General features: G+C 71.6%; 9 protein-coding genes. 5 read left to right on the forward strand and 4 right to left on the reverse strand.

Annotation, left to right across the window (positions count from 1 at the left end; all coding sequences use genetic code 11):
• Nucleotides 1-63: 63 nt before the first annotated feature.
• Together U0177_RS24925 and U0177_RS24930 are read right to left on the reverse strand one after the other, a co-directional pair.
• Entirely contained in the window at nt 64-1,032 is a 969-nt protein-coding gene (locus U0177_RS24925; protein WP_409573378.1) for a helix-turn-helix domain-containing protein, read from the reverse strand.
• A complete protein-coding gene (locus tag U0177_RS24930) occupies nt 1,025-1,954 on the reverse strand; it encodes a helix-turn-helix domain-containing protein (RefSeq protein WP_409573379.1) in 930 nt (309 codons plus the stop codon). Before U0177_RS24930 ends, U0177_RS24925 begins: the two co-directional genes overlap by 8 nt.
• Before the next feature lie 222 nt (nt 1,955-2,176).
• Between U0177_RS24930 and U0177_RS24935 the strand changes: the two genes are divergently transcribed.
• The 3 genes from U0177_RS24935 (at nt 2,177) to U0177_RS24945 (ending at nt 6,895) form a co-directional block, all read left to right on the forward strand.
• Nucleotides 2,177-2,938 carry a sigma-70 family RNA polymerase sigma factor gene (locus tag U0177_RS24935; RefSeq protein ID WP_409573380.1) on the forward strand — a complete coding sequence of 254 codons (762 nt, stop codon included), beginning with the start codon at nt 2,177-2,179 and terminating at the stop codon, nt 2,936-2,938.
• A gap of 360 nt (nt 2,939-3,298) precedes the next feature.
• Nucleotides 3,299-4,051, forward strand: coding sequence for a hypothetical protein (locus U0177_RS24940; RefSeq protein WP_409573381.1), 753 nt, complete (start codon nt 3,299-3,301; stop codon nt 4,049-4,051).
• 9 nt (nt 4,052-4,060) lie between these two features.
• Nucleotides 4,061-6,895: a CHAT domain-containing protein gene (locus U0177_RS24945; protein WP_409573382.1), complete on the forward strand. Its 2,835-nt coding sequence runs from the start codon at nt 4,061-4,063 to the stop codon at nt 6,893-6,895.
• Between the two features lie 37 nt (nt 6,896-6,932).
• Here U0177_RS24945 and U0177_RS24950 read toward each other — a convergent pair whose 3' ends face one another.
• Nucleotides 6,933-7,097 (reverse strand): hypothetical protein, encoded by a 165-nt coding sequence (locus U0177_RS24950; RefSeq protein WP_409573383.1) that lies wholly within the window; start codon nt 7,095-7,097, stop codon nt 6,933-6,935.
• 432 nt (nt 7,098-7,529) lie between these two features.
• On the opposite strand from U0177_RS24950, the gene U0177_RS24955 reads away from it, so the two are divergent.
• Nucleotides 7,530-10,523 carry a BTAD domain-containing putative transcriptional regulator gene (locus tag U0177_RS24955; protein WP_409573384.1) on the forward strand — a complete coding sequence of 998 codons (2,994 nt, stop codon included), beginning with the start codon at nt 7,530-7,532 and terminating at the stop codon, nt 10,521-10,523.
• Between the two features lie 90 nt (nt 10,524-10,613).
• On the opposite strand, the gene U0177_RS24960 is transcribed toward U0177_RS24955, so the two are convergent.
• Nucleotides 10,614-11,222 (reverse strand): hypothetical protein, encoded by a 609-nt coding sequence (locus tag U0177_RS24960; RefSeq protein ID WP_409573385.1) that lies wholly within the window; start codon nt 11,220-11,222, stop codon nt 10,614-10,616.
• 232 nt (nt 11,223-11,454) lie between these two features.
• On the opposite strand from U0177_RS24960, the gene U0177_RS24965 reads away from it, so the two are divergent.
• Nucleotides 11,455-12,159, forward strand: a complete 705-nt coding sequence (locus tag U0177_RS24965; RefSeq protein WP_409573386.1) for a rhomboid family intramembrane serine protease — start codon at nt 11,455-11,457, stop codon at nt 12,157-12,159.
• Nucleotides 12,160-12,182 lie beyond the last annotated feature (23 nt).

The raw sequence follows: 12,182 nt of genomic DNA on the forward strand, positions 1-12,182 counted from the left end.
GGCGATCCCTTCCCACAGGGCGCGGACACAGGCGGTATTTAGTTCGAGTGCATGAGCGATAACCTAGCCTACCCTATCGGCGCCCGCACTGTCTTGGATAATCTTGCGGTCGTCATGAATATTCTTGCGCTGTCCCTGCAGCGCGCCCGGCGTCACGCCGTAGCGCCGCGTAAACAGCCGGCTCAGGTGGCTCTGGTCGGCGAACCCGGTCAGCACGGCGACCTCGGCGAGCGACAGCTGGCCGCCGAGCAGCTGCCAGGCCGCCTCCAGTCGCTGAGCGACGATGTACTGGTGGATGGTGCCGCCGGTCGCGCGCTTGAAGCTATGCGCCAGGTAGTACGGGCTGATCCCGGCGGCTGCGGCGATCTCGTTCAGCCGCAGCTCCTGCGCCAGGTTGGCGTGGATGTACTCGCGCGCGCGGCGCAGGCTGTCTGGCGCAGCGGCGCGCGGCGTTTCGCGGCCACGCGCGGCGAAGGCGGCGTGCTGGCGCAGCAGGTGCAGCACGAGGGTCTGCGTCAGCGTGTCGACGTACAGCCGGCTGGCCGGGCCGGGCGACTCCAGCTCGCCCAGCAGCGCCAGGCCGATCTGGTGGATCAGCGGGTCGCGCTCGGGCGTGCGCGGGACCAGCTCGACCCGCGCCGGGTCGAGGTCGGCGTCCTCGGCGGCCACGCGCGCGAGCAGCGCCGGGTCGACGTACAGGCAGAAGATGCTGCACGCGGTGCTCCAGTTCCAGATCGTCGGCTCGCCGCGCGGGATGATGAATACGTCGCCGGACGTGGTAGGGTGGCGCGGGAAACGCCGGCCGACCCTGCCCTCAAGCTCGGTGACGCCGGCCGTGTGGATGGTGATTACGTCCTCCAGCGGCGGCGGGACGCGCATCGGGTCGCCGCGCTGCCGGCCGTAGTGGAACAGCTGCGCGATCAGTCCATTCCAGCCCGCGCCCTCGCTGGACAGCGCGAGCCGGCGCGTGTCTCGGATGTGCGCGTACTCGGCCGCCGAGCGCGCGGCGATATCCGCCTGCCGCTCAGTCATCGCTTGCCTCCTGGCGGTTTTCTGGGCGCCGCAGCAGCGCGCCCGGCGTGACTCCATAGCGCTGCTTGAACAGCCTGTGCAGGTGGCTCTGGTCGGCAAACCCGGCCAGCGCGGCAACCTCGGCGATTGTGTGGCGGCCGCTCAGCAGCAGCCTTTTCGCTGCCGCCAGCCGCTGGTCGAGCACATACTGGTGCAGTGTGCGCCCGGTGCTGCGCTTGAACAGCCGCGTGAAGTGGTACGGGCTGATGCCCGCGACCTCAGCAATTATGTCAAGCGATACGTCATTTGCCAAATTGTCGCCGATGTAGTCGAGCGCGCGGCGCAGCACGGCGGCGGGCAGGCCACCAGCGGGATCGGCGGCCAGCCTGCCGAGGGCGGCGTGCTGGCGCAGCAGGTGCAGCGCGAGGGTCTGCGTCAGCGTGTCGACGTACAGCCGGCTGGCTGGCCCAGGCGACCGCAGCTCGCCCAGCAGGGCCAGGCCGATCTGGTGGATCAGCGGGTCGCGCGCCTGCACGCGCGGGAGCAGCTCCACGCGCGCCGGGTCGAGGTCGGCGGATTGCAGCGCGACCGAGCCGAGCAGCCCAGGCGTGGCGTAGATGTGCAGCAGCTCGCATGCCTCGCGCGCATACCAGGCGCTGGCCTCGCCCTTGGGCAGCAGGTAGATGTCGCCCGGAACCGAGTATACCTGCCGCCTCACGCCCATGATCGTGCTGGTGAGCGGCGTCGCGTCGGCGATCTGGATCGCCAGCGCGTCGAGCGCGAGCGGCGGCATGCTGTCGTGGTAGTTGGCCGGGGCGCGATAATACCGCGCCGCCAAACCATTCCAGCCAGCCTGCTCGCTTGAAAGCAGCACCGCGCCGCCCTTGAAGTCGTACTCGAGCGGCGATTGCCGCCGCGCGCCCGCGCCCATTCCCGGCTGCATAGCACACCTTTCGCCTTTTGGCGCGCCGCGCCACGACGTTTCGCGAACGACATCGGGATTCGGCGGCCATGTCACGTGCCTCCATACATCATTAGTACCGAAACGCTCGCATTTCGCTGGCGGTTGGTACGATTGCCGATCCGATGTACAATAGGGTCTCCGCGAGCTTGCAAGCAACCAACCCGGCATCGCGCCGTACCCTCCCGAGCAGAAGGAGTCGGCATGGAGCGACAGAGCGATCTGGCGGCGCGCTGCGCGCTGGTGGTCGCGATGCTCGACGACGAGCAAGCATGGCAGCTCGGCGCGGCCGAGCGGCATGCCTATACCTCCGCGCTCGCGCGCCTGGTTCCCGGCAGCGCCACCGCCGACCAGCTGCGCCAGGTTGCGCTGTACTACCACCTCGATCACCGCCAGGTGCAGGCCCTCGCGCACACAGCCGACGCACACCACCACGAGGCGTGGCGCGCCTGGGTGGCCCAGGTGCTGCCGATCTTGCATCACGCGGGCCTGGCCCAAACCGACGACGCGGCGATCGACGCCGACGACCTGGCCCAGGTGGCGCGGGCGGCGCTGGCCCGCGCGCTGCCGAACTTTCGCTACGCCAGCCGCTTCAGCACTTGGTCGCGCCAGGTGGTGGTGCAGTCGATCCAGCGCTACCTGCGCGATATGCGCGCCCTCAAGCGCGCCGCGCGCCCGCTCTCGCTCGACGACGACGCGCGCTTCGATGCTCCGCTCGACGCCGCCGCGCACCCCGAGACGCTCGCGCACGCGCGGCTGCTGGCCGACCTGATCGAGGCGGTGCTGCGCGAGCAGCCCGACGCGCGGCTGGCGCTGATCTTCCGGCTGTGGGCGATCGACGACCTGCGCGTCGAGGAGATCGGCCGGCGCATTCGGCTGAGCCAGCCGCAGGTGCGCAGCTTGCTGCAGCGCTGCCGCGAGATGCTGCGCCACGACCCGCGCATCAGCACGTGGCTCAGCTGCTGAATTGCGTCTTCGCGCCTGCGTGGCTCGACTGGCATTTGCCACAAAGTCACAAAGGCGCGAAGTACTCGGTAATACTCTCGTCTCTTTGCGTCTTCGCGTCTTCGTGGCTCGACTGGCATTTGCCACAAAGTCACAAAGGCGCGAAGTACTCGGTAATACTCTCGTCTCTTTGCGTCTTCGCGTCTTCGTGGCTAGGTGAAAGATGTTAGCTCTCGTGCGGCGGCCCGGCCGTACACACACATGAGGCAAGCGATGTGGTACCATACGCACACGATATGCTGTGATACCAGCCTGGCTCGCGGCACATGGCGCCCGGCTACAACAGCCTGGGCCTGCCTGCCGCGCTTCTTCGAGGCTCGCATGCAACCGAATGACCGCTCGCTCTGCGCCCAGGTTCGCGCGTTCTTGCAGCACGGCGCGGGCGACGAGAGCCTGACGCCGCCGGCCGAGTTTGTGGCCCACGCCGCCGCCTGCGAAAGCTGCCGCGGCGCGCTCGGCCTGATCGCGGCCGCGCTGGCCGCCGCGCCCGCGCCGATCGACTGCGACGCGTGCCAGGCCGATATGGCCGCGTTCATCGACTGCGAACACGCGCACGGCTTCTTCGCGGCCTTCGCGCGCTTTCCGGCCGTCGGCTGGCACCTGTGGCACTGCGCCGACTGCGCCGAGACCTACCGGCTGACGCGCGCGCTGCTTGACGCCGAGGCGCGCGGCGCGCTCGCGCCGCTGCCGCTGCCCGCCGCGCCACTGCGGCTGCCCGCCATCCGCCTGGCGCGCGCGTTTCTGAACCTGGCGCTGCCGCCGCCACTGGCGCTGCGCCCGGTGCTGCGCGGCGCCGACGCGAACGAGCGCGTGCTGTACGCCGAAACCCTCGACCGGCGCCAGGTGGTGGTCAGCGTCGCGCGCCAGCCCGACGACGACGGCACACTCGTCGTCAGCCTGCTCCCCGGCGCGCCAGGCGTTTTGCGCCTGCGCCTGGGCGGCCACGCCGTGTCGGCGCCCTTCGACGCCGCCGGCCGCGCGCGCGTGGCCGGCCTGCCGGCCGCCCTGCTCGACGCGCCCAACGGCCCGGAGCTGCTTATCGAGATCGAGCTGACGCCCACAGCGCACACGTGAGGCGCGCCCATGCTGGCTGCCCCGTCGCACACCCCGCCGCTACCGCCGGAATGCGCCCGCCTGCTGGCGCTGGCCGAGCGCCGCCCACGAGCGGCGGTGGCGCTGGCCGAGCGCGCGCTGGTTCTTGCGCCGGCCGAGCCCGCCGGCCTGGCCTGGCGGCGCTTCGTGTACGGCTGGGCGCTGCTTGCCTGGGAGCGTATCGACGCGGCGCGCGCGCCACTCGCCACTGCGCTCGCCGCATTCGAGCAGCTTGGCGCGCGCTACGGCGCGCTGCGCTGCCGCTACGCCCTGCTGCTGGCCGACCAGCTCCAGCTCGCCAGGCCGGGGCTCGACGCCGAGTTCGCCGCGCGCGCGGCTGAGTTTGCCGCGCTTGGCGCGCCGCTCGACGCGCTGCGCGCCACGATCGACCACGCCCGCCACCTGAATGTGCTGGGCCGCGCGCGCGACGCCGAGGAGCTGCTCGACAGCGCCGCGCCAGAGCTGGCCGCCGCCACGCCGATCGACCGCGCCCGCCACGACCGGATTCGCGGCGGCGCCGCCAACGCGCGCGGCGATTTCACGCGCGCCGCCGAGCTGCTGGCCCGCGCCGAGCAGGTGTTTCGCGCGCGCGCCTACCCCGTCGACGCCGCCAAGTGCTGGCTCGATATGGCCTGGCTGGCGCTGCGCCAGGAGCAGCTCGACGCGGCCCAGGCAGGCTACACGCGCGCCGAGCGGGCGTTCGCCATGCACGACCTGCCGCTGCAGCGCGCGGCCTGCGCGAAGAACCTGGGCCTGCTGTACGCCAAACGCGGCGACTACGACACAGCGCTTGGGTACTCGCTCGCCGCGCTGGCCGACTTCACCGCCCTGCGGCGCGCCGCCGACATCGGCGCGTGCCACCTGCACCTTGGCAATATCTACTTCTACATTGGCGGCTGGGACGCCGCGCTGGCCTGCTACAGCCGCGCCGAAAGCACCTACGCCGCGCTCGCCATGGACGGCTACAGCCTGGTCGCCCAGCGCAACCGCGCGATGGTCTACCGCATTCAGGGCCGCCGCGCCGAGACCACCGCGCTGCTCGCCACCGTCGAGTCTCGCGCGCGCGAGCTCGACCTTCCGCTCGAGCTCGCTGAGGCCCACGCGATCCGCGGCGCGCTGCTGGCCGAGACCGCCGATTGGGCGGCTGCGGCCGAATGCTTCCGGCAGGCCCGCGCGCTGTTCATGCTCCACCACAACCCGCACGGCGTCGCCGAGTGCCAGCTCGAGCTTGGCTGGATCGCGCTGGCCCAGGCTCAGGGCGACGCCGCGCAGGCCGCGTTCGTGGCCGCAGCGCCGGCTACCCGCCAGCACCCCCACGACCACTGGCGCGTTGAGTATGGGCTGGCGCGCTGCGCCGAGCTGCGCGGCGAGCCAAGCGCGGCGCTGGCGCACTACCGCGCCGCCGGAACGACCGTGGCGGCGCTGCGCGCCCGCCTGGCGGGCGAGGCGATCTCGAGCCACCTGTTCGCGCAGGCCGCCCAGATGCACGCCGATGCCGTGGCGCTTGCCGCCCGCCAGGCCGATAGCTTCGCGCTGCTCGAGCTCAGCGAGCGCCAGCGCGCGCTGATGCTCCAGCGCGCGCTGCACCTGCGCGCGGCCACGATGCCTACCCCGGCGCAGGCTCTGCTCGAACAGCAGCGCGCGCGCCTGGCGCAGGCTCTGCTCGAACCAGCCGGTGCCGGGCTGATCGACGCGACGCTGGCGGCCTACAACGCCGCGCGGCTGGCCGCCCGCCCCGAGCACGATCCCGCGCGCCCGGCGCTGCTCCCCGCCGATCCGCCCGACCTCGCGCGCCTGCGCGCCCACCTGGCTGCCAGCTACGGCCGCGATTGGAGCGTGCTGATCTATGTCGCGAGCGCCGAGACGCTGGCGATCGGCGAGCTGACAGCCGACACGCTGGCGTTCAGCCATGCAGCCTTTGACGCCGAGCTGCGCACGCTGATCGAGCAGGCCAGCCAGCCGAGCTACCGCAGCTATACGTACCTCGACTTCCCGCTGCTGCAAGGCGCCGCCCAATACCCCTGGCAGCGCCTCGTCGCGCTGACCGAGCGGCTGCTGCCGGCGGCGCTGCGCGCGCGGCTGCACCCCGGCCACCGCCTGCTGATCGTGCCGGCCGGCCCGCTGCACGCGCTGCCGTGGCCCGCGCTGCGCCTGGCCGATGGCTGGCTGGCCGAGCGCGCTGTCGTGCAGGTTGTGCCCTCGCTGCTCGCCACGCCCTGCCCGGCTGCGCCGCCGCCCGGATCGGCCGCTCTGTTTGTCGGCTGCCAGTCGTTCGGCGACCGCGCCCCGCCGCTGCCAGGCGTCGAGCGCGAGCACGCGGTGGTGGCGCGGCTCTGGCCCGGCGTCGCGGCGCTGCGCGACTCCGGCGCTCGTGCGGGCGACCTGGCCGAGCGCTCGCGGCGCGGCGAGCTGCGCGAGTATCGCGTCGTGCATATCGCCAGCCACGCCCGGCTCGTGCCGTCGCACGGCGTGGCCGCCCACATCAAGCTCGCCGACGGCGACATGGCCCTGGCCGACCTCGCGGCGCTCGACCTGGATCAGTGCCTGGTGCTGCTCTCGGCCTGCGACGGCGCCGCCGCCGAGGTGCTGCCCGGCGAAGAAGTGTTCAGCCTGAGCTGGGCATTTCTGGCCGCCGGGGCGCGCGCGGTGCTCGCCAGCCTGTGGCCGGTCGGCGACCAGGCGGTGGTGGCGCTGGTCGAGCGCTTCTACACAGCCCTGCGCCAGCACGACGACGCGGCGCTGGCATTGGCGCAGGCCCAGCGCACGCTCTGCAGCGAAAGCCCGCTCGCCTGGGGCAACTTCGTCGTCACCGGGCTGTGCGGGTAGCGGCGCGCCGAAGCAGCGCCACCACCCGCGCGAATGCCTACGTCCCGCCGCCATGGCCGCCCGGCTCGCCATTCGCTTGCGCGGGCGTTGGTGTTGGGCCGGCGCCGTACACGGCCGGCGGCTGCGTCGCGCCGGCCAGCAGGCCCCACGCGAACACCAGCGCCAGCACCAGCACCGCCATGCGCCTTCCAATCTGCTGCATATCGCTCACCTCCTTTCGCCCAGCTTGTGCCTGGGTCGAACATAGGCGGCGGGCGCTAATGCGGCGCTTCAGGTTGGCGCTAACACGGCGCTAATGCATACCAATTTCGTTTGATCACGTCCTTTTTGCGATGCGCGGCGAAGCGGGCAGAGATCGCAAGCGGTGCTTTCCTTTTGGAGGTGAACAAGCGCCGCGCCGACAAGGGCAGAAACGCCTGCCGCGTCATACCAAATCCGGCTGATCGCTTGGATTATGGTGGGGGTTCGGGGCTTCGCCGCCCCGAATTTCTTCTTGTGCGGCGCCCGGCTTTGCGGGGCGCCGCACAAGAAAACACAAGTAATCAAACGGAGTTGGTATCAGCCGTGCTATTGCCGGCTCGAGATGCGGTATAATGCGGCACCACCCGCTCCCCAAGGCGAAAGCAGAGCGATTATGGCCCGCCTGGCGATTGCGCTGCTCGGCACGACTCGCATAACCGTAGACGGCCGCGCCGTGGCGCTGGGCGCGAAAGGCCGCGCGCTGCTGGCGTACCTGGCGCTCAACGCCGGCCAGCCGCAGCACCGCGCCGCAATTGCCGACCTGCTGTGGCCCGGCGCCAAAGACCCGCGCAAGAGCTTGCGCGTCGAGCTTACGCGTATTCAGAAAGCGCTGGGCTCCCAGCCGATCCGCTCGCTGCCCGACGATTGGCTGGCGATCGAGGCGAACGGCGATATCTGGCTCGACGTGGCCGAGTTCGATGCGCTGCTCGACGCGGTGCAAGCGCACGCCGACCCCGACGATCGGCTGTGCGCCGAGTGCGCCCGCAAGCTCGCCAGCGCCGCCGACCTGTACGGCGGCGCGCTGCTGCCCGAGATCGACCACCTGCCCGAGCTTGAGGGTTTGCGCGAAGCCGTGCTGCCCCGGCGCAACAGGCTGCAGATCCGGGCATGCCAGGTGTTTCTGCGCGCCGCGACCGCCGCCGAAGCGCGCGGCGCCGACGCCGAGGCCGAGCGTTTCGCCCGCCACGTGCTGGCGCTCGATCCGGCCGACGAGGCCGCGCACTGCTGCCTGATGCGGCTTTTCCTGCGGCAGGCGCGGCTGCGCGATGCAGCGCTGCAGTACGAGCTGTGCCGCAGCGCGCTGGCCGATCTTGACGCTACCCCCGGCGACGAGGCGGCCGAGCTGTTCGCGCAGATCGCCCGGCAGCGCAAGCGTGCCGCGCCGCCACCCCGGCCAGCGCCTGCTGCCAGAGCGGCCACAGCCGGCGCGGCCCCGCGCAACACCGACCGCGCACTGATGCTCGAGCGGGTAGCCGCCACCTGGAAGATCGGCCAGCTCAGCGGGCGCGAGAACGCCGGCCGGCTGATCGACCTCGCGCTGGCCTACCGGCCAGGCGCCGTGGCGGCGCCCTCGAGCGCGCCTGCGCACGAGCGAGCGCCCGCCCGTAGCGCGCAGATCGCCGAAATCTTCGACCAGGCCAGCGGCGAGCTGCTGATCCTCGGCGCGCCGGGCGCGGGCAAAACCACCCTGCTGCTGCTGCTGGCGCGCGCGCTGCTGGCGCGCGCCCAGGCCGATGCGCGCCAGCCCATCCCGGTGCTGTTCAGGCTGTCGTCGTGGGCGCGGCCGCTGCCGCTGGCCGAGTGGTGCGCCGAGCAGCTCGCGGATGTGTATGGCGTGCCGCTGGCGACCGGGCGAGCGTGGATTGCGGCGCGCCTGGTGCTGCCGCTGCTCGATGGCCTCGACGAGGTACGCGCCGACGAGCGCGCCGCCTGCGTGGCGGCGATCGACCAGTTCCGCCAGCAGTACGGCCTGATCCGCCTGGCCGTCTGCTGCCGCGCGGCGCAGTACCAGCAGCTCGGCGCGCGGCTCACGCTGGCCGAGGCCGTCGAGGTTCAGCCGCTTACGCCCGCGCAGATCGACGGCGCGCTTGCGGCCGGCCCATCCAGGCTGGCAGATGTGCGCGCGGCGATTGCCGCCGACCCGGCGCTTCAGCAGCTCGCCGCGACGCCGCTCATGCTCAGCTTTCTCGAAGAAGCATACGAGCGCATCAGCCTGGCCGAGCTGCGTGCGCTCGGCCCGCTCGAGCGCCAGCGCTACCTGAGCGCCGCCTACGTGCAGTGCCAGCTCGAAGCCCACGCGCGCCAGCGCCGGCCTACGCACTACCGCAGCGGCGATCTCGCGCGCTGGCTTGGCTGGCTGGCCGCGCGCATGCAACAGCAGCACGAAGCGCTGTTCTTGCTCGACCACCTTGCCCCGCCGTGGCTGGCGACCGCGCGCCAGCAAGCGGCCTACGCCGCCGCCGAAAAGCTCGCGTTCGGCCTGATCGTCGGCGCGACGTCGGGCGTGATCTGGAGCCTCACCGGCGGCCTGAACCACGCCACGCTGGCGACGCCGCTGGCGCGGCTGGCGGTGGGGGTCGCACCACCGGGCACGCTCGCTGGCCTGCGCGCGTTTCTGGCCACGGCGCTGGGCGCGACGGCGCTGCTCGGCGTAGCCATGGCGCTGGCGGTGTGGCTCGCCAGCTGGCTGGCAGTTGAGCGGCGGCGCGTTGCGGCCGATTCCCAGCACTTCTGCAGTGCTGTGTCGATCGGCTGCACGGTTGGCGCGATCGACGGCGTGGTCGCTGGCCTATGGAATGGGCAGGCCGTGCCGGGCGATGGATCGCTGCGGCTGCTGGCAAATGTCGGGCTGGGCCTGCTGGTGGCGCTTGCCGCTGGGCTTGGCGCTGGCTTTGTTTTCTGGCGCGCGGTTCGGCCCAACCAGGTGCTTCTTGTCGAAACGTTTAGCTGGGCCTGGCCGGGCCGCTGGGTCAAGCGCGGCGTCGTCGTGTGCGTGCTGCTGGGCGCAATCTACGGACTGACGGTTGGCGCCTCGGAAGGGGTGTTGGCTGGGTTGATGTATGGCATGGCGCTGGGCCTGGCGAACGGCCTGGTGGCCGGGCTGCTGTGCGGCTTCCTGATCGGGGTCAAGCGCGGCCAGCTGGCTGATCGCATGGAGCCAAACCAGGGCATCCGGCTTTCGGCCGCAGCCGCCACGCGCTCGGGCCTGCTCACCTGGCTGGCGGTTGGCCTGACGGCCGTGATGGCCGCCAGCATTGCCGAAATGTACTTCTTCGCGCAGGGCAGGCCCGCTCTGGTGCCATGGATCGTGCTATGGAACAGCATCTCCTGGTCGATCTGGGCGCTATCGTTCGGGGTAGGCGCGGCGCTGCTGAACGGCGGTTTCGCCTGCGTGCAGCACGCGCTGCTGCGGCTGATCTTGCGCGCCGCCGGCGCGCTGCCGCTGCGCGCTATTCATATGCTCGACGAGGCCGTGGCCTGCAATCTGCTGCTGCGCGCCGGCGGCGGCTACGGGTTTGCGCACGAGCTGATCCAGCAGCATTTCGCGGCGCAGGCAGCGCCCGCCGCCGATCCACCCGATCCGCCTCTGATCGAGCGCACGGTGTAATGCCCATCCGGCTGAGCACGTGCTGCTTGTAGAGGGTTCGGGGCGGCTTCGCCAAAAAAAACGAAAGCGAGCAAACCAGGCTGGTATACGCTAGCGCCGGGCCGCCGCAGCCAGGCGCGCCGCCAGCACATGCGCCAGCGCGGCGACGCCGCCGAAGCACAGCCCGGAGTAGAGCGGGTAGCCGAAGGGCGAGATCGGCTCGAGCCAGCCGGCCGCGCCCGACCAGGCGCGGTAGAATGCGCTGAACGCGCCGCCAATCGCGCCGCGCGGCGCGGCCCATGACACAAAGCCGTTCAGGTGGCCCAGCGCCAGCGCGTAGGCCAGCCACAGCTGAAGCCAGCCCAGCTGCGCCGCGCGCGCAGGCCGCCGTTCGCGCCAGGCTTCGAGCCAGCTAAGCACCAGCGCCCAGGCCAGCACCCACAGCGCGCTGCCCAGGCACTGCCCTAGCCAGCCGGCCCGCAGCAGCAGCGCACGCATCGCCGGGTTGGCCTCACGCCAGGGCGCCTGCCAGGTGCCGTGCAGCGTCACCAGCGCGTCGGCTAGCCCAAAGAGCGTGAAGCTAGCCAGCGGCAGCCACAGGCGGCGCAGCATGCCTAGCCGCCCGCGCCGCCGCAGGAATGCCACGCTCGCGCCGGCCGCAGCGACAATGCAGCCAAGCAGCGCAAGCTCTTGCGGAAGAAGCGCGGAAGAAAACAGCATGCCGGCTCGCGATCCCGTTCGGCGTAGTTATACCAAATCCGGCTGATCGCTTGGATTATGGTGGGGGTTCGGGGGCGGCTTCGCCGCCCCCAATTCTTTTTGTGCGGCGCCCGGCAAAGCCGGGCGCCGCACAAGAAAACACAAGTAATCAAACGGAGCTGGTATTACTGAGTTACCGCCTGGCGGCGGCGCGCCGATACGCCACGGCACAGCCCTTGCAGTCGAGCTGTTCATGGAACGCGCCACAACGAGGCCCACAAGCAGCGACAACGCAATCGCCACTGTCGCGATCCTGGCGATCACCGCGCTGTTCACCGCCGCGCAGCTGCTGTTTCCGGCGGTGCTGGGCGCGCTGCGGCGCGACCCCGCCGCGCTGGCGGCGGGCGAGTGGTGGCGCCTGTTCACACCGCTGCTGGTACACGCCGACGGCTTGCCGCAGATCGTTACGAACCTGCTTGGCATCGCCCTGGTTGGCCCGCCCGTCGAGCGGCGCTATGGCCACGCCGGCTGGCTGCTGCTGTACTTCGGGGCCGGTCTGCCCACCGAGCTGATCGGTTACGCCTGGGAGCCATACGGCGCCGGCGCGTCGATCGCGCTGTGCGGGCTGATCGGCGGCCTGCTGGTGTGGCTGGCCGAGCAGGCTGAGGGCGTGCCGCTGTGGGCGCCGCTGTTCGGGCTGTGCCTCCTGGCGGCGCTGGCCGGCGCCGCGCTGGCCAGCACGACCGGCAGCGCGGCCGGCGCGGTGCTGGCTGGTGTGGCAGCCAGCGCGCTGCTGCGCGGCAGCTCGCCGGCGCGCGGGCGCTACCTGGCCGGCGCCGGCATACTCGCGGCGCTGCTGCTTACAGCCTTGCGCAACAACCACGGCCCGCCGGTGCTGATCGGCGCCGGCATCGCCGCGCTACTGCTATGGCGCCGGGCTGCCGCGGCCAGGCGCTAGGGCCGAGGGCAGCGATGGTAACC

Source organism: Kouleothrix sp. (assembly GCF_046328425.1).
Lineage (GTDB): Bacteria > Chloroflexota > Chloroflexia > Chloroflexales > Roseiflexaceae > Kouleothrix.